18 protein-coding genes and 1 pseudogene are annotated in these 16,983 nt (G+C 56.6%); 10 read left to right on the top strand and 9 right to left on the bottom strand.

Annotated features, from left to right (window positions below):
- The first annotated feature begins 44 nt into the window (after positions 1 to 44).
- Together pal and ybgF are read left to right on the top strand one after the other, a co-directional pair.
- A complete protein-coding gene (gene pal / locus FGF66_RS05490) occupies positions 45 to 548 on the top strand; it encodes a peptidoglycan-associated lipoprotein Pal (RefSeq protein WP_139456678.1) in 504 nt (167 codons plus the stop codon).
- An 87-nt stretch (positions 549 to 635) separates the two neighbouring features.
- Complete coding sequence (gene ybgF, locus FGF66_RS05485) at positions 636 to 1,469, top strand: tol-pal system protein YbgF (RefSeq protein WP_246046590.1); 834 nt, start codon at positions 636 to 638, stop codon at positions 1,467 to 1,469.
- A gap of 119 nt (positions 1,470 to 1,588) precedes the next feature.
- Here ybgF and pscD read toward each other — a convergent pair whose 3' ends face one another.
- Together pscD and FGF66_RS05475 are read right to left on the bottom strand one after the other, a co-directional pair.
- On the bottom strand, positions 1,589 to 2,020 hold the full coding sequence (gene pscD / locus FGF66_RS05480; protein ID WP_139456676.1) for a photosystem P840 reaction center protein PscD: 432 nt from the start codon (positions 2,018 to 2,020) through the stop codon (positions 1,589 to 1,591).
- Positions 2,021 to 2,644: 624 nt separating this feature from the next.
- Complete coding sequence (locus FGF66_RS05475; protein ID WP_139456675.1) at positions 2,645 to 3,415, bottom strand: hypothetical protein; 771 nt, start codon at positions 3,413 to 3,415, stop codon at positions 2,645 to 2,647.
- Positions 3,416 to 3,661: 246 nt separating this feature from the next.
- Between FGF66_RS05475 and FGF66_RS05470 the strand changes: the two genes are divergently transcribed.
- The 6 genes and pseudogenes from FGF66_RS05470 to FGF66_RS05450 all read left to right on the top strand — a co-directional run bounded on the left by FGF66_RS05470 (position 3,662) and on the right by FGF66_RS05450 (position 8,755).
- The gene (locus FGF66_RS05470; protein ID WP_281279052.1) at positions 3,662 to 4,105 is read left to right on the top strand and encodes a (deoxy)nucleoside triphosphate pyrophosphohydrolase; all 444 of its coding nucleotides are present in this window, start codon (positions 3,662 to 3,664) and stop codon (positions 4,103 to 4,105) included.
- A gap of 105 nt (positions 4,106 to 4,210) precedes the next feature.
- A complete protein-coding gene (locus FGF66_RS05465; protein WP_139456674.1) occupies positions 4,211 to 4,984 on the top strand; it encodes a YdcF family protein in 774 nt (257 codons plus the stop codon).
- 225 nt (positions 4,985 to 5,209) lie between these two features.
- Positions 5,210 to 5,812, top strand: coding sequence for a UpxY family transcription antiterminator (locus FGF66_RS05460; RefSeq protein ID WP_139456673.1), 603 nt, complete (start codon positions 5,210 to 5,212; stop codon positions 5,810 to 5,812).
- 9 nt (positions 5,813 to 5,821) lie between these two features.
- Entirely contained in the window at positions 5,822 to 7,648 is a 1,827-nt protein-coding gene (gene recQ / locus FGF66_RS05455; RefSeq protein ID WP_139456672.1) for a DNA helicase RecQ, read from the top strand.
- Between the two features lie 111 nt (positions 7,649 to 7,759).
- Positions 7,760 to 7,846: pseudogene (locus FGF66_RS12935) on the top strand (tyrosine-type recombinase/integrase); the annotation flags it as partial.
- 198 nt (positions 7,847 to 8,044) lie between these two features.
- Positions 8,045 to 8,755, top strand: coding sequence for a DCL family protein (locus FGF66_RS05450; RefSeq protein WP_139456671.1), 711 nt, complete (start codon positions 8,045 to 8,047; stop codon positions 8,753 to 8,755).
- Between the two features lie 62 nt (positions 8,756 to 8,817).
- Here FGF66_RS05450 and FGF66_RS05445 read toward each other — a convergent pair whose 3' ends face one another.
- The 6 genes from FGF66_RS05445 to FGF66_RS05420 all read right to left on the bottom strand — a co-directional run bounded on the left by FGF66_RS05445 (position 8,818) and on the right by FGF66_RS05420 (position 14,090).
- Entirely contained in the window at positions 8,818 to 9,555 is a 738-nt protein-coding gene (locus FGF66_RS05445) for a HesA/MoeB/ThiF family protein (protein ID WP_170181230.1), read from the bottom strand.
- Entirely contained in the window at positions 9,552 to 10,619 is a 1,068-nt protein-coding gene (thiH, locus tag FGF66_RS05440; protein WP_139456669.1) for a 2-iminoacetate synthase ThiH, read from the bottom strand. The genes FGF66_RS05445 and thiH overlap by 4 nt, the downstream gene beginning before the upstream one ends.
- Positions 10,616 to 11,395, bottom strand: coding sequence for a thiazole synthase (locus FGF66_RS05435; protein ID WP_139456668.1), 780 nt, complete (start codon positions 11,393 to 11,395; stop codon positions 10,616 to 10,618). The genes thiH and FGF66_RS05435 overlap by 4 nt, the downstream gene beginning before the upstream one ends.
- A gap of 34 nt (positions 11,396 to 11,429) precedes the next feature.
- Entirely contained in the window at positions 11,430 to 11,639 is a 210-nt protein-coding gene (gene thiS, locus FGF66_RS05430) for a sulfur carrier protein ThiS (RefSeq protein ID WP_170181229.1), read from the bottom strand.
- A 364-nt stretch (positions 11,640 to 12,003) separates the two neighbouring features.
- A complete protein-coding gene (gene cysK / locus FGF66_RS05425) occupies positions 12,004 to 12,936 on the bottom strand; it encodes a cysteine synthase A (RefSeq protein ID WP_139456666.1) in 933 nt (310 codons plus the stop codon).
- A gap of 11 nt (positions 12,937 to 12,947) precedes the next feature.
- Entirely contained in the window at positions 12,948 to 14,090 is a 1,143-nt protein-coding gene (locus tag FGF66_RS05420) for a trans-sulfuration enzyme family protein (RefSeq protein ID WP_139456665.1), read from the bottom strand.
- A 618-nt stretch (positions 14,091 to 14,708) separates the two neighbouring features.
- On the opposite strand from FGF66_RS05420, the gene FGF66_RS05415 reads away from it, so the two are divergent.
- Both FGF66_RS05415 and FGF66_RS05410 read left to right on the top strand, forming a co-directional pair.
- Positions 14,709 to 15,035, top strand: a complete 327-nt coding sequence (locus tag FGF66_RS05415; protein WP_139456664.1) for a helix-turn-helix domain-containing protein — start codon at positions 14,709 to 14,711, stop codon at positions 15,033 to 15,035.
- Between the two features lie 172 nt (positions 15,036 to 15,207).
- Positions 15,208 to 16,440 (top strand): toll/interleukin-1 receptor domain-containing protein, encoded by a 1,233-nt coding sequence (locus tag FGF66_RS05410; RefSeq protein WP_139456663.1) that lies wholly within the window; start codon positions 15,208 to 15,210, stop codon positions 16,438 to 16,440.
- A 9-nt stretch (positions 16,441 to 16,449) separates the two neighbouring features.
- Here FGF66_RS05410 and FGF66_RS05405 read toward each other — a convergent pair whose 3' ends face one another.
- Positions 16,450 to 16,923, bottom strand: a complete 474-nt coding sequence (locus tag FGF66_RS05405; protein ID WP_246046588.1) for a DUF4395 domain-containing protein — start codon at positions 16,921 to 16,923, stop codon at positions 16,450 to 16,452.
- Between the last annotated feature and the right edge of the window lie 60 nt (positions 16,924 to 16,983).

Genomic DNA, 16,983 nt, shown 5'->3' with positions numbered 1-16,983 from the left:
CCGCCAGTCTGTTTTGATTACATCAACGAAAGGGGAGAAACCTCATGAGACACACGTTAGCAGGAGTTATTGGAGCTGCCATCATCATTCTGGCCGGCGGTTGTTCTTCAAAGAAAGCAGCATCGACGAGTGACGCCGCAGGATCTGGTTACGGATCGGGCAAAGGCGGCGGCTCTGGAGTGGATGTGGAAAACCTTGACCAAAGAGGAGGTCGTGGTACTGTCATCGGTGACGTTTTCTTCGATTTCGACAGTTCTGCCTTGAGTCCCGAAGCGCAGGAGCAGTTGAAACAGAATGCCGCCTGGATGCAGAAGAATTCCTATACTTCGGTGACTATCGAGGGCCATTGCGACGAGCGTGGTACTGACGAGTACAACATTGCGCTCGGGGAGCGCCGCGCCGAAGCAGCTCAGAACTATCTGATCAACCTTGGCGTCAGCAACAATCGACTTTCGACTGTCAGCTACGGCGAAGAGAAGCCATTCGACACCGGTAACAACGAAGAGGCTTGGGCGAAGAACAGAAGAGATCACTTTGTTACGAAGTAAGCCTTCCGATCGAATTAGCATGATGCCGGAGGCCGGGTTATGTCCGGTCTCCGGTTTTGTCATTAATGAACCAATTATCGATTCATGATGAAAACCAGGCGCTTTTTATTTATTCCAGTGATTCTTCTTTCCGCATGTGCGTCGCAGAACGATATGAGCTATGTTCAGGGAGAAGTTTCACAGCTCAAGCAGGAGTCGCAGGTTATAAAACAGCAGTCAGCGGGTTCCTATTCCGAAATAACCCAGTACCGTGAAGAGGTCGCTTCACTTCGCGGTACCGTCGATCAACTGCAATATGATTATCGGGCTTCTATGAAGAGGCTGGATATGGAGGATTCCCTGCTGGTCAGGAAAACCAATGATTTCGAGAGCCGGATTGCAAGGATAGAGCAGTATCTCGGCATTGAAAGCGACGGAACCGGCAAGTCCTTGCCGCCGAGGGTTATGCCGCCGCCACCGGCATCCTCAACGTCAGGCAGTGCACCCGGGAATGCTGCTGATCAGCCGAAAGGCCCGTCTTCAGGTGCAATGCAAGGGGCGAATTCACCGGCAACCGGCGAGGCATTGATCAACGAGGGGCTGATCAAGATGAAAAAGCTCGATTTTGCGGGCGCGCGTGACAATTTCACTGCATTCATGACCGGCAATCCCAAATCGCCGAAAGTGGCCGACGCGCAGTTCTATCTCGCCGAGACCTATTACAATGAAAAGTGGTACGAGAAGGCTATCCTCGAATATCAGGTCGTGATCGCCAGATACACCAAGAGTCTCAAACGGCCTGCCGCGCTGTACAAGCAGGGACTTTCATTCACCAGGATCGGAGACGAAGCCAACGCGAAAGCGCGGTTCAAAGATGTCGTCAATCTCTATCCGCAATCTCCGGAAGCGAAACTCGCCCAAAAGAGTCTCGAAAAGAAATAATCAGTACTCTGAAAAGCCCGGCGATGATCCGGGCTTTTTTATGCACAAAAAAAGAGCCACGCTGGAGCATGGCTCTTTCTGAACAGATTTGCCTGAGAGAGGTGCTGAAACAAGCCTGTTTATTTGAAGAATTCGTTGAGGGTGTAAATCCTGTTGTCGAGTTCAACGCACAGGCCCTTGCCTTCGCGGTAGAACACGGGAATATCCCTCATCGTCCACTTGACGCCGCGCTTGTCGAAATCGATGACGTAGCGGTTTTCCATGTCGATCACCTGCTTGCCAAGATCGATGGCGATGTCAGGCTGGGTGGTGAGAACGTAAATTTCGATCTCGCCGTCGATGAGCTTGCGGATCATCTCCGGGGTTGGCGACAGCTTCCGACGGCCAGATGAAGGCATAATCTCGATCTGGAGCTTGTCGTTGCGATCGCGTTTTGCTGATGTGATGAAATACTTTTCGGCTTTGTGTGCCGCATTTCCTGACCAGGGGCCAGAAACAGAGTTGCGAACCTGGTTGGTCGCGGTTTGCGGACGGCTTAGCTGAGGCTGCATGGTTCTGCTCGGTTTGATTGGCTGACTGGGCACCTCGTGGTGGTGTAAACCTTTATTACAGTTAAGTTAGTAAAAGGTCTGCAAATAAAAAAAGATTTCATCGCTTCGCGCGCGTGCTTTCCGGCAGTTCGTTCATGAGAGTTTTCGGCGGTGTAAGCGCTCAAAATTCTGGCTGATTGCCTGGTTGTGACGTATTATGTCTGTGTAATCTCGGGGCTTTTGGGCATCTCTAAAAACATATTGCGCTTTTCGATTGCTAGCGTTGGGCGGTGCTCGAAATCCTCATGTACTGCGTGTACATTACAGTTTCTGCGCTCCGTTCGCCTTGCACTCGAACCGCTCATCACACTTTTTAGAGACACCCTTTTATTTGAAACAATTATGCGCGGTGAAATTATTGGCGCGAAGCGTTTTCAGGAACAAAATCTCTGTCTGTTCCACGATATTCAGTAACTCCTCATCCTGTCGATACATTGCTACATGGGTAACGTCTGGTGAGACCGCTATTTCGGAGATTCAGCGACCATTTGTCCGGGATGCGGCCACTCTCTGGCTGCCCATTGCCTCTCGATCTCCGTGAAGGCTTACCGGGCTTTTTCAAGATTTTTGCCTTGTGTGTGACAATCATTGGCAATCAGCTCTTCTCTTTTTTCCGCCTTCATACTCCTCAGTCGTTGAAATCGAATTGATCTCGACGGTGGCGCCGGTGAGGATGACAAATTCGCTCATGCCGATGTGGTTCTTCTCTTTTCCCCAGTCGTATGTGTAGCCGAGCCTGGTCCACGGGTAGCCGTTGTCTCCGTAGGATTGCGCTTTCAGGTCGTTGTACCACTTTTTGAACTCGTCAGTTACCTTGATATAGCCATTGGTGGTATGGAACCCGGTTTCTGCTTCGCGGTCAGTTATTTCAGGATCCGCGCTTGGCCGGTACAGATCGGATGGTTTGACCCACATTTCGACGAATTTCGTTTTTCCGTTGTTTGGTGGCAGGCCGAGAAGCTGTTCGAGCCGCAATGCGCCTTGAACTTTCTGCTGTTTACAGAAATTTTTCACCTCCGGCACCGTCGTCACCCAGATTTCTCTCGACACCATAACCGGTTGGCCGATCTTGCCATCATAGCCATTATAGTTCGTCCAGGTTACGACCAGCACTCGCGTATTCAGCGAGTCGTTGCGGTTTTTCCAGACGAGCCGCTCGTTCGACGGCAGGATGGCTACAAGATTTCTCGATATTTCCGACGGCTCGGCAACGGCTGCATCGGCGACCGCCGCGCGGTATCGCTGCTTCAGCGCGTTCTGATCTACCATGCTTTGCTCGGTGGTGCAGGTGGCAAACAGTTGGGAGAGCAGGAAAAGCAGCGTCAGGCTTTTCAGGCGGGCAAAACGATTTTTCATGTGGTGATCTCCTCGATGGGGTGGGGACGGCGGCATTTTTAACAGTATTGAAGAAAATAAGAGTAATTCAGTTTATAATAAAATTGCGCTCAACATCTTGATGCCGTCTTCCATTCCTGCATGGCTCTTTAAGTCCGCTTCTCCATGTTTGAAAGCCGGGGATACAGGATATTGTTGACAGAGTTGTAAATTCTCGCGTTCAGGTCAACGGCATCCGCTCAGGTTGCCATGACATCGTTTTCGTCATTGTCAAATATCAAATCACTTCAATTGTTTATCGGCGACGTCGTTTGCGCCATCATCGAACGTGATGGCAGGTTCCTGATTGCCAGAAGATCCGCCGGACGCCATCTGGCTCGCAAGTGGGAGTTTCCGGGAGGCAAGGTCGAGGTTGGCGAGTCGGAGGCCGAGGCGCTCGACCGGGAGCTGATGGAGGAGCTTGGCGTCAGGGTGGAGATCGTCGAGCGCCTCACGCCGGTCGAGCACAGCTACTCCGACCGCTCGCTCCGGCTGATCGCTTTTCGTTGCCGCATCGTCAGCGGTGAGCCGGATTCCGGTGAGCATGAAGAGCTGCGATGGATCGAAATCGGCGAGGCAGGCGATTTCGATTTTCCGGAGGCGGATCTTCCCGTTCTTGCAGAGTACCGGCAGAAAACTGTTGCCGCATATCCCCGAAAGCTTCAGCGATAGTTGTGAGCGCCGCAGATCTTTCTTGCAAACCTTTGCCTGTTTCTGGTATCTTCACGATAGTTAATACATGTGCGAGTGATTTTTTGTTAAATACAACGCTCCTCCATGCTGATACTGAGCAAACTTCTGCCGCTGTTCGTGCTGCCTCCGGGCATCTGCCTGTTGCTTGCCATCGCGGGCCTCTTGTTCAAGCGCCGATACCTCGTCTGGATTGCTCTCGCGCTGCTATGGGCGTTGAGCCTGCCGGTTGTCGGCGATGCCTTGATGCGCCGTATCGAGATGCCGTACCATCGCATTCCGGTGGAGAGCGTCCGGCGAGCGGATGCCATTGTCGTTTTGAGCGGGATGCTCCGGCAACTCGACGGAGCGCCTCTCGGCGAGTTCGGGGAGGCGGCGGATCGTTTTGAGGGCGGGGTAGATCTCTTCAGGGCGGGCAAGGCTCCGGTGCTCGTTTTCACGGGCGGCCAGATGCCGTGGCAGCCCGATGCCGCTCCCGAGGGGGAGCTGCTGGCCGCAAGGGCGCGATTGCGCGGCGTGCCTGCCGGAAGCATCCGGCTGACTTCGACGGTTGCCAATACCGCCGGAGAGGCGGTCGCCACGGCGGCGTTACTCGGCGTGGCGCATGGCAAGCCGAAGCGGATCATTCTGGTGACCAGCACGTTTCACATGTCCCGAGCGCTCATGCTGTTCAGGGCCGCAGGTTTCGAGGTCGAGCCCTTTGCGGTCGATTTCAGGGCGACCGACCAGATGCGCCAAACGACGATGCTCGATTTTCTGCCCGATGCCAACGGGCTGGATGCCTCCGCAATGGCATTGCGGGAGATGATCGGACGAACCGTTTACCGTTTCGCCCTGCGCGTTATGATGCCCGACAAGTGATGGTAGAAAGATCAGTTGTGTTGAGCTGCCCGTCATTATTCCGCTAAGATGGTGGCGGCAATTTATGCATCTGTTGGCAACCGCTTTTTATTATCAAAGTTTTATATATTGAGTCCATCAAGTATAGAAGTATAATATTTGTATATGTTTGTGTCGCCGAAATATGGGACAGGCTCTGTGAGCGCATATATTTCAGGTGAATGCAACCAGTTGACCTTTTTAGCGATGATTAATGAGTCTAAACAAAACGAATGCTGGTACGCTGTTTATGTTTGTTCTCGCTACGAGAAAAAAGTGCACCAGTACCTGCTTGAAAAGGGATTGTCAAGCTTTCTGCCTCTGATCGAGACGGTCAGGCAGTGGAGTGACCGGAAAAAGAGGGTCGAAGAGCCGCTTATCAGAGGTTACGTTTTCGTCAGGATCGACTATCACAAAGAGCATGTGCATGTGCTCGAAACCGATGGCGTGGTGAAGTTCATCGGTATCGGCAAGACGCCGTCGGTGATTTCCGAGCGGGATATCGACTGGCTGAAGCGCCTCGCTCACGAACCCGACTCGATTGGCGAGACCGTCATTTCGATTCCCGTCGGCAAGAAAGTGCGCGTACTGGCCGGGCCGTTCAAGGACATGGAGGGCGTGGTCAGAAAAGAGGGCCGCGAAGAGCGGCTCGTGGTCTATTTCGACAGCATCATGCAGGGCGTGGAGATCACGATCGCGCCGGAACTGCTTGCCCCGATTGAAAAGGGAGCTTCGGCGCAGTCGCTCGACGCGAGCAAAACCGGTGGCCATGAGGTCGAGTCAGCCATCAGGCACATGGCTCACTCCTGAGCCGCGAGCATGAGCGCCCCGAACCCCTCATCCGGCGCTGGATCGCTCGATCATCCGCTTCGCCGGGTTTTCGGATTCAGCTCCTTCAGGCCAAATCAGGAAGAGATCGTCCGGGCGCTGATGGGTGGGCGCGATGTCTTTGCCGTCATGCCGACCGGCGGCGGCAAGTCGCTCTGTTACCAGCTTCCGGCGGTGCTCATGCCCGGCGCGGCGCTGGTGGTCAGCCCGCTCATTTCGCTCATGAAGGATCAGGTCGATGGTGCTCGCGCCAACGGCATCCGGGCGGCGTTCCTGAACAGCTCGCTCGACTTCGCCGAACAGTCCGCCGTGCTCCGCTCGCTCCAGTCCGAAGAGCTCGACCTGCTCTACGTCGCTCCCGAACGCTTCGCCCTCGACCATTTCCGCGAGCTGCTCGCGAGCTGCCAGATCAGCATGGCGGTGATCGACGAGGCGCACTGCATCTCCGAGTGGGGCCACGACTTCCGCCCCGACTACCTCGCCCTCTCCTCGATTCCCGAAGTTTTGCCCGGCATTCCGGTCGCTGCCTTCACCGCCACCGCGACGGAGCGGGTGCAGCACGACATCGCCCGGAAACTCCGCCTGCGCGATCCGTTCGTCTTGCGAGCGTCGTTCGACCGCCCGAACCTCACCTATGAGGTGCGCTTCAAGGAGGCAGGGGAGGGGCAGCTCGTCTCGATCCTGAAAGAGTTCACAGGCCGGTCGGGCATAGTCTATCGCACCAGCCGCAAGAGCGTCAACGACACGGCGAAGATGCTGCAAAAGCGCGGCTTTCGCGCCCTGCCCTACCATGCCGGTCTCGGCGACCAGGAGCGGCGCGACAATCAGGAGGCTTTTATCCGCGACGAAGTCGATGTGATCGTGGCGACCGTGGCCTTCGGTATGGGGATCGACAAGTCCAATGTGCGCTTCGTCATCCACGCCGACCTGCCCAAGAGCATCGAGAGCTACTACCAAGAGACCGGCCGCGCCGGACGCGACGGCGAGGCGGCCCGCTGCATCCTGCTTTTTTCACAGGCCGATATTCCGAAGGTGCGCTTTTTCATCGACGCGATGACGGACGAACCGGAGCGGCAGCGGGCGCTCGACTCGCTCTCGAAGGTCATCTCCTTCGCCTCCTCGACCGCATGCCGCCGCCGGATGCTGCTCGACTATTTCGGCGAAACCTATCCCCGCGACAACTGCGCCTCGTGCGATGTCTGCCTCGGCCTGCACGAACTGACCGACTGCACGCGAGAGGCGCAGATGCTGCTCTCGGTCATCGTGCGCACCGACTCGCGCTTCGGCGCGGCGCACCTGATCGACATCCTCGTCGGCAGCAAGAACCAGAAGATCAAGGATTTCGGCCACGACCGGCTGAAGGTCTATGGCATCGGCAAGGAGCACGACAAGAAGTTCTGGCGACGGCTCATCGACGACCTCATCTCCCGAAAAGCCGTTGGCCGCTCGGAGGGATTGTACCCGATGCTCTACCTGCTCGAAGGCGGCGCGAAAATTCTCAGGGGCGAGGAGCGGGTCGAGTTGGTGCGGATCACGGAGAAGAAGAGCGCGGCAACCCGCAAAAGCGCCGGTCTCGACGCCCTGCCGCCGGATGCAAAGCAGCTCTTCGAGCAGCTCCGGATGCTACGCAAGCGTCTCGCCGACGAGCAGGGCGTGCCGCCATATGTAGTGTTCTCGGATAAGACTCTCGTCGAACTGAGTCTCCTCAAACCCACGACACGCGATGAAATGCTTGCCGTATCGGGGATTGGCGAGGTGAAGCTGGAGCGGTATGCCGAGCCGTTTTTGCGGGTGATTGGGGAGTTTGTGGGTGGGTGATTGCTTTTGCCTTGGCCAGATGGCTATGAACCTGTCAATGAGTTTTCAGTGTAAAAAATAAATTTTTAGACAGGATGTTGTTATTTACCTTTTAAAGAGATTGTTCAATGGCATAATGATGTACGCACCACCATGATCTATACGCATGTCTTGAATCGCGGGCCGTCTGGTGTTCGAAGCCCTGTTGACGGGCTGTGAGCAGTGTTCTTATGCCGACCCGTATAAGAAGCAGAAATAAAAAGCAACGTAAGGCTTAAGTGACTAAAAATAAAGTTATTAGCGGTATTTTCAATGGCTTCTCGATTGCGTCTTATATGGACTGTGATTTAGAAATCCGCGGTTTAGGCGGATCAGTATAAACAATGTTAGGATGCCCGATGCGGAGGAGTAAAGTTGATGATGGGAAGGTCCATTCCGGTTACACTTGGTTCATATACGTTCCCCTCAAAGACGGCTGCGGACAAGGCCATTCGAGAAATCCGTGATCGGTACGAAGACCGGGTTCCAATACTCGAGGACAATGCGGTGGATGTACTTCTTGGTCTCGTAGCCAATCATCCGCAGCGGGAAGAAAAGGCCGGTGCTGGAGTGGCAGGATTCTTCGTTGCCCAAGCGCCCGAGTTCAATACCCGTTGCTTCTATGTACGGCGGGTGGATGGAACGGAGACTGATATTTCATGGAAGGAGGCGTTAACGCCGTCCACCCCTATAACGCGTCTCCGCATGGCATGCCGGAATGCCATTAACGACCAAAAACTCGCATACAAAGATTCGCAGTGGCCGACACGTGATACCGAAGCCCGTACATGTCCAATTTCTGGAAACGACTTCACTCGGGATGAAGCCCATGTAGATCACGAACCGCCTCACACACTTAAATCATTAGTCAACGAGTGGTTGGCGGAGAATCAATGGACGGCCCAAGATGTAGAGATCGACCACACCGGGGACCAGAAGGCTGTGGATACATTCATGGACGAGGCGCAACGGGAAAGCTGGCATCGATTTCATAAAGCCAACGCGCTACTCCGGCTGGTTAGTGCCGAGGGCAATCTTCGCCAGGGTGCCCGACTCATGGACATTGGTGACGATCGGGAGGCGTCCTAACGGGGGCGTTAGGCGTTTATAAAAAATCAACATGTAAGGAAATTTGTCGCCACAATCTTTCCTCACCCGCACACCCCACATCCCGCATTCCGCCGCACCGTCACCTTCCGAAAACTCATCGCCAGCGCGTCGAACATCAGCAGCGCATCCGTCAGCAACTCACCGATGCCGAGCAAATATTTGATCGCTTCGATCGCTTGGATGGAGCCGATGATGCCGGGTAGGGCGCCGATGGGGCCTTGCGGAATGGCCTCCTTCGTTGCGCCGTCTTCGTGGAAGATGCAGCGGTAGCAGGCGGTTTGGCCTGGAATGATGGTCATGGTCTGGCCGTGGAAGTTGCCGATTCCGCCGTGAGACCACGGTTTCGACGCCTCGTGGCAGGCGCGGGCGATGAGGAATTTCGAGTCGAAATTGTCCGTGGCGTCGATGACGAAGTCGTATCCGGCGAGAATCTCCGGCGCGTTGTCCGCACTGAGCCGGAAGGGGTGGCATTCGACGGTGATGGCGGGGTCGAGGGCTGCGATTCTGTCTCGCGCTGACTCCGTTTTGTTCGTGCCGACCGATGCGGTCGTGTGCAGAATCTGGCGTTGCAGGTTGGAGAGATCGACCGTGTCGCCGTCCATGAGGCCGATGGTGCCGACGCCCGCCGCCGCGAGGTAGAATGCGGCAGGGGAGCCGAGGCCGCCCGCGCCAATCACCAGCACCTTCGAGCCGAGCAGCTTCTCCTGCCCCGCCTCGCCGACTTCCGGCAGCGCGAGGTGGCGGGCGTAGCGCTGGCGTTGCTCGTCAGTCAAACTCACGCCCGCTCCTCTGAGGGCAGCGGGTTGTTGTAGGCCGCGTCCCAGTTCTTGAACACCGGTTCCAGATTTTTTGCGCGAAGGGCGGCGCAGAACGCCTCGGCGCTTCGGTCGTCGCATACCTCGAACTGGCTCGCGCTCGCGGCGTCCGACTCGACGTAGCCGCCCACGGTCGTGCGGCTGGCGATGCTCATGCGGGTGATGCCGAGTCCGGCCATGCCGTCGCGGAAGGCCGAGCTTTCGCGGGTCGAGAGCACCAGATCGACATCCGGCAACCCGATGCGGAAGGCGAAGATCATCCGTGCGAGGAAGCGATCCGAGACCGTGAAGTTGGGCTGGAAGCCGCCCTCCTGCGGGCGGATGCGCGGAAAGGAGACCGAGATGCCCGCTTTCCAGTATGTCTTACATAAATACTTCGCGTGGCGCAACAGGGCGAGCGCTTCGCCGACCGGCTCCGACAGGCCGAGCAGCGCTCCGATGCCGACGCTCCGGATGCCGCCAGTGATGGCGCGTTCCGGCGTTTCGAGCCGTTCGAGGAAATCCTGCTTCGGCCCCCAGCGGTGCAGGTCGCGGTAGTTGTCCGGGTCGTAAGTCTCCTGGTAAATCGTGATGCCGGTGCAGCCGCATTCGGCGAGGCCGCGATACTCGGCGACGCTCATCGGGAACGCCTCGACGACGACGCGGGGCATGTGCCGGGCGGCGATCTCCACGGCGCGGCGCAGATAGTCGAAGCCCACCGCCGCAGTGCGCTCGCCGGTAAGCAGCAGCACGTCGCCGATGCCGAGCGCCTTCATCGCCAGCAACTCCTTTTCGATTTCGCCGGTATCGAGCTTGCGGCGCGGCGACGTTCTGTCCGAGGCGAAGCCGCAATAGACGCAGCCGCTCGAACAGAAGTTGGAGAGGTAGAGCGGCGCGTAGAGCGAAATGATGCGCCCGAAGCGCCGCAGCGTGATCGCCTGCGCCTCGGCGGCGAGCCGTTCGAGCGACTCGTCGTCCGTTTGCCGCAACAGCGGTTCGATCTCCGCCGAGAGCCGCTTGTCCGTCAGCCATGCGGGCAACGCGCTCATGAAGCCCCTCCGAGGAACGAGGTGAGCGGACTCGTCGCCACTGCCGCGCTCGAGCGTGGCATCAGGCCTGCGTTGCGCGCCTCGAATCCCGCCTCGACCGCTTTGGCGAAAGCGCTCGCCATCGCCGCCGGATCGCGGGCCACCGCCACGGCGCTGTTGACCAGCACCGCTTCGCACCCCATTTCCATCGCCGCGCAAGCCTCCGACGGCGAGCGCAGCCCGGCGTCCACGATGACCGGAATGTTGCTCTCGCGGATGATGATTTTCACCATCTCGGCGGTCGAAAGCCCCTGCCCGCTGCCGATGGCCGAGCCGAGCGGCATCACCGAGCTGCACCCCACCTCTTCGAGCCGCTTGGCCAGCACCGGGTCAGCCGGGATGTAGGGCATGACGATGAACCCTTCGGCGGCGAGAATTTTGCACGCTTCGTAGGTCTCGATGGGGTCGGGCATCAAGTGGTGCGGGTTCGGGTGAATCTCCACCTTGATGAAGGGGCTGCCGGAGAGTTCACGCGAAATATGCGCCGCCTTGACCGCCTCGCTGGCCGTGGCCGCGCCGGAGGTGTTGGGCATCAGCGTGAGGCCCTCGATTTCGGACAGCGGGCCGAACAGATCGTCCTCGGCCTGTTCACGATTGAAGCGCCGCAGGGCGACCGTGACAAGCTGCGTTCCCGACGCGCGGACGGCCTCGATCATCGCCGAGGTGCTGCTGAATTTGCCGGTGCCGAGAATCAGGCGGGATGAGAAGGTATATGTGCCTAAGCGAAGTAAATCCATGGAGTTACAGTAACAGACTTTGATCTGGCGGCGATCAGCCTCCGCCAGCGAAAACAAGAATTTCGACCTGATCCTCGTCCTGCAAGATACACGAGTCTCGCTGGTCGGGACGCACGATATTTTCGTTGACCACCACAGCCACCGGCTGACGGCCAGCGTCCGCGATGCAGAGAAGGTCGGCGACCGTCGCGCCCGCAGGAATTTCCCTGCGCTCGCCATTCAGGATGATGCCGATTGTGGACATGGGAAATGGATAGTGATAACCGGTTTGTTTCGTGCCTGACGACAAATATACATGTTCCGCGTTGGCCTCAAAATGAAATGTACGTACGAGAGTTATTGCTCCGGCCATTAAAACTCTTATCCGCATACCCCGGACTTCAGTCCGGGGTATGCGGATAAGATAAAATGAATCAGGGCTTTAGCCCAATATCTTACTACAGCGTCGATTGCGATTTTTTGTTGCCGGAGTCATAATTACAGATCGAAACCAGAAGAAGGGTGTTCACTATTCTCTCGAACCCCGGCTTGAAAGCCGGGGCAATGTGAATGTAAGAGTTTCAAGTGTCCGTCGGGTTAAAACCCTCCTGAATGCAGGAGCGTTCCACTTACCCCTCGATGCCCTCGAAGAGCGCGGTGCTGAGGTAGCGTTCGCCGGTGCTCGGGATGATGGCGACGATGGTTTTGCCTGCCGAGGAGGAGCGCCGAGCCACTTCGAGGGCCGCGTGAACCGCTGCGCCGGAGGAGATGCCGCAGAGGATGCCCTCCTGCGAGGCGAGCGCTCGCGCGGTCGAGATGGCGTCCTCGTTGCTCACCGTTACCACCTCGTCGAGCAGCGACACATCGAGCGCCTCGGGCACGAAGCCCGCGCCGATGCCCTGGATTTTGTGCGGCCCCGGTTGGCCGCCGGAGAGCACCGGCGAATCTTTCGGCTCGACAGCGATGCTTTTGAAGCCAGGCTTGAGCGCCTTGATGAAGCGCGAGGTTCCGGTGATGGTTCCGCCCGTGCCGACGCCCGACACGAGCATGTCAACCCGACCCTCGGTGTCGTTCCAGATTTCGGGGCCGGTCGTGGCCTGGTGAATACGGGGATTGGCCGGGTTCTGGAACTGGCCGGGGTTGAAGCTGTTCTTTTCGGCCTCGACGATCCGCGCCGCTTCTTCGATGGCCCCCTTCATCCCCAGCGAGCCGGGGGTGAGCACCAGCTCCGCGCCGAGGTAGCGCAGCAGTTTACGGCGCTCGATGCTCATCGTTTCGGGCATCGTGAGCAGCAGCCGGTAGCCGCGCTGGGCGCAGACGAAGGCGAGCGCGATGCCGGTGTTGCCGCTGGTTGGCTCCACGATGAGCGTTTTCGCGTCGATCTTTCCCTCGGCTTCGGCTGCCTCGATCATCGCCCGCCCGATGCGATCCTTGACGCTGCCGAGCGGATTGAAGTATTCGAGCTTGAGGAGAATGTCGGCGTCGAGCCCCTCTGCGAGCTTGTTGAGCCGCACCAACGGCGTACATCCGATGGTGCTCGTGATATTTGCGATGATGGCCATGTCGTTGAAATTTAGATGGTTGCAAGGGCTTGCAGGAGGTCCGCTTCGAGATCCTCCGCGTTTTCGAGGCCGACCGAGAGCCGCACCAGGTCGTCGGTGCAGGCGCGGCGGTCGCGTTCCTGTTGCGATAGCGGGCCGAGGGTCATCAGCGCGGGCGAGGCGACGAGCGACTCCACGCCGCCGAGGCTGTCGGCGATGGCGAAAAGTCGCAGGCTGTCGATCATCTTCCGCGCTGCCGGAAGTCCGCCTTTCAGCGCGATGGTGAGCATTCCGCCGAAGCCGCTCATCTGGCTTTTCGCCAGCTCGTGTTGCGGGTGTGACTCCAGTCCGGGGTAGATGACCCGGCTCACCACTGGATGCTTTTCGAGCGCTCGCGCCAGATGCAGCGCGTTTTTCTGGTGCTCCTCCATGCGGATTTTCAGCGTCTTGAGGCCACGCGAGACCAGCCAGCAATCCCACGGGCCGGGAATCGCCCCTGCCGCGCCCTGGTAGTTGCGGACGGCGAGGTGCAGCCGGTCGTCCGACACGACGACCGCGCCGCCGATGACGTCGCTGTGGCCGCCGAGGTACTTGGTGGTCGAGTGGATGACGAGGTGCGCCCCGAGGTCGAGCGGCCTCTGGAAGTACGGGCTGGCGAAGGTGTTGTCCACGGCGAGCACGATGCCGCGCTCGTTGGCGATGGCGGCGAGGGCGCGGATGTCGCAAATCTGCAAAAGCGGATTGGAGGGCGTTTCGACCCAGATCATGCGGGTTTCCGGGCGGATGTACTCCCGATAGCTCTCCGTCGCCTCGCTCGCCGCGTAGGAGGTTTCGACCCCCCACGGGTGCATGAGCTGCTCGAAAATGCGGTAGCTGCCGCCGTACACATCAAGGCTGGAGACGACGTGGTCGCCCGGTTTGAGCACCTGCATCGCGGCCACCATCGCCGCCACGCCGGAAGCGAAGGTTGTGGCGTGCTTGCCGTTTTCAAGCAGCGCGAGGGTCGTTTCGAGCGCCGAGCGCGTCGGGTTGCCGATGCGCGAATAGAAGAATTCGCCCCGCTCGTCGAGGCTGGGGCGGGCAAAGGTCGAAGTCTGGTACACCGGCGGCGTCACCGATCCGGCGCAGCTTTCCGGCGTATTTCCGTCATGGATGGCGATGGTTTCAAAGTGCATATGCTGTAATGCTCGTTCGTGTTTGCGGATGTACAGACAAGGTAAGCAGAATTCACGGTTCCTCCTTTTCCCGAAACACCTTCCGCCAAAAACCGGGCTTGACGCTGTCGCAATCTCGCTGTTAACGATTGTTACGATTTATCGGCCATTTTTCCAAACAAACAGTTTCCGCCGAGCGATTTTGCGGGGAAGGCGGATTGGTGTGGTTGCTCAAGTGAAATCGAAATCGTGATACGTCTGTGACCCGGAGACGATGGTATTCTCGTAGGCGCCTGTTTAAAAGGTTATCCAAGGCTCTGTTTTTTAAGGATTATCATATTTCCCTCTGTCATTCTGAACGAAGTGAAGAATCCATTTTTCTCGGAAAAACCGAATAAGTGACTAATTATAAGGGTTTAACGAGATTTTTCTGGATTCTTCGCCCGACTGCGTCGGACTCAGAATGACAATCAAATGCAGGCTTAAAATGCCGTTGTGAATCACTTTTGAGACAGCCTCTGACTTTTCTTTTTCTCCGGGACTTTTTTTTAAATGGTTTGCACGTTTGCTAACTTTTGCCACAAGCAACGCCTCAAAAAGAACTGATGATAGCACTCAAGCGAATGAAGGAGGTAACCAATGGATGATCTGCCGTATCAGCCGGTCAAGTATGACCCTAAAGAGTTCTTGCGGAAAGAGATGGAAAACGAGGAGTTTCGCAGGGAATGCGAAGCGCTTGAACCGAAGTACGCGCTGATCCGGGAGCTGCTTGAAGCGCGGAAGAACTCCGGCATGACGCAGGAGGCGGTTGCCAGCAAGATCGGCACGACCAAAAGCGCCATCTCCCGGCTGGAGGGCGGCAGTCAACATTCGCCCTCCATTGCTACGCTGAGAAAATACGCCGAGGCGGTCGGGTGTGAATTGGTGATCAGGCTGGAGCCGAAAAAGAAACCCGCCGACGCCTGAATCTGTCAGTCGTGGTGAGTTAAGGACAATATATTCCGTAGGGGCAGACCTGTGTGTCTGCTCTGGACTTCGATTCAGCTTGTTGCTGAACGCGCACTGTTTCGGTATCTTTTCCGTAGTCGCCCCCATCCGACGCACCCCGGCAGCATCGTTCACTCATCGATAAACCACTATGGCAAATTCGAAACATCTGGCGATTTTGAGGCAGGGCGCTGAGGCTTGGAATAGCTGGAGGGAGGAGTTTTTAGCGTTTGAGCCGGATTTGAATGGAGCTAATCTTAGGGGCCTTAGTCTGTGGAGAGCTAATCTTAGTGAAGCTGATCTGAGTGATGCCGATTTGAGTGGAGCCGATCTTAGTGAAGCTTTATTGAGTGAATCCAAACTGGATAGGGCAAAACTGGAGCAAACCAATCTGAGAAGAGCTCAACTTAGTGAAGCTAATTTGCGTGATGCCAAACTGAATGGAGCCAAACTGGAATGGGCTAATCTGAATAAAGCTGATCTACACGGAGCCAACCTGGAAGAAGCTAATTTGCGTGAAACCAAACTGAATGGAGCCAAACTGGAATGGGCCAATCTGAGGCGGGCCAATCTTAGTGAAGCTAACCTTAGTGATGCAGAGTTAAGTTGGGCTGATCTGCGTGAAGCCAAACTGAATGGAGCCAAGCTGGAACGGGCTGGTCTGAATAACGCCAATCTAAGTGGGGCCGATCTGAGTGGAACCAATTTGTTGTTTGCTAGTGTTTTTGGGGCTGATTTCAGCGGTATATATGCCAGTGCAACAATTTTTGCAGAACTCGATCTCAGTACTGTCCGAGGTCTTGAAACAGTTCAACACCACAGTTCCTCAGCTATCGGCATTGATACACTTTACCTATCCAAAGGCAAAATACCCGAAGCATTCCTCCGTGGCTGCGGTGTCCCTGACCAAATGATTGAGTACACTCGTTCCTTGACGGCCACTCCATTTCAATATTATTCTTGTTTTATCAGCTATAGCCACAATGATGAGGAGTTTGCTAAACGTCTTTGGGAAGGGTTACAAGCAAACAACGTCCGTTGCTGGCTGGCATCTGAAGATATGAAGATTGGTGACAAAATCCGTCCAACCATCGACGAGTCAATCCGGATTCACGACAAGCTTCTCTTGATTTTATCAGAGCATTCCGTTCAGAGCGATTGGGTAGAACATGAGGTTGAACATGCTCTTGACCGCGAGAGGATCGAGAAAAAAAATATTCTCTTTCCCGTTCGTCTGGATGAAGCCGTTATGGACAGCACGACAGGCTGGGCGGGAAACGTTAAGCGTCAGCGACACATCGGAGACTTCACCCTGTGGAAAGATCACGATGCTTACAAAAAATCTTTCGATCGGCTTCTACGGGATTTGAAGGCTGGGAAGTGAGTTAGCTTCTTATTCGACCTGCAACGCCTCTGCGCCGGATGTATTCTTCTTTCCGAACAGTTTGTACCGCTGCATGTTGAACTGGAAGTAGAGGTAGCAGCCGAAGCAGAAGCCGCAGAGGGCTATCAGCGCGGCGAGGGCTACCATGCCGGAGATGATCCATCCGGCCTGCGTTGCGCCGAAGAGGAACGCGAGTTGCGCCGCGCCGAGCATGATGACGGCTATCGCGTTGTTGAAGCGCATCAGGAGCGGGCTTTCGGTCTCCGCGTTCCGGTTCAACTCTCGGAAAAGGCGCGAACCGGCGAAGTAGATGAGGCTCGCTTTCTGGCCCCAGAGCACCGCCGGGAGCACGATGAGAAACAGCGCAGTGGTGACGAGCGGCTGCTGGAAGATATAGCCGAGCGCGATGCCGGTGAGGAGCACGCTCCGGTTGAGGGTGACGATGGGCATCGGAATGCCGTTGGTTGCTGGATGGAATGACATGCGTATCGGGGGATTGTGTTCATGGAGCAGCGTCTGAACGATGAGTGTCAAATGCCGTGT

Origin of the sequence: Chlorobaculum thiosulfatiphilum (genome assembly GCF_006265165.1) — a bacterium.
Lineage (GTDB): Bacteria > Bacteroidota > Chlorobiia > Chlorobiales > Chlorobiaceae > Chlorobaculum > Chlorobaculum thiosulfatiphilum.
The sequence above is the reverse complement of the archived record's forward strand: the minus strand, read 5'-3'. Positions and strand labels throughout refer to the sequence as shown.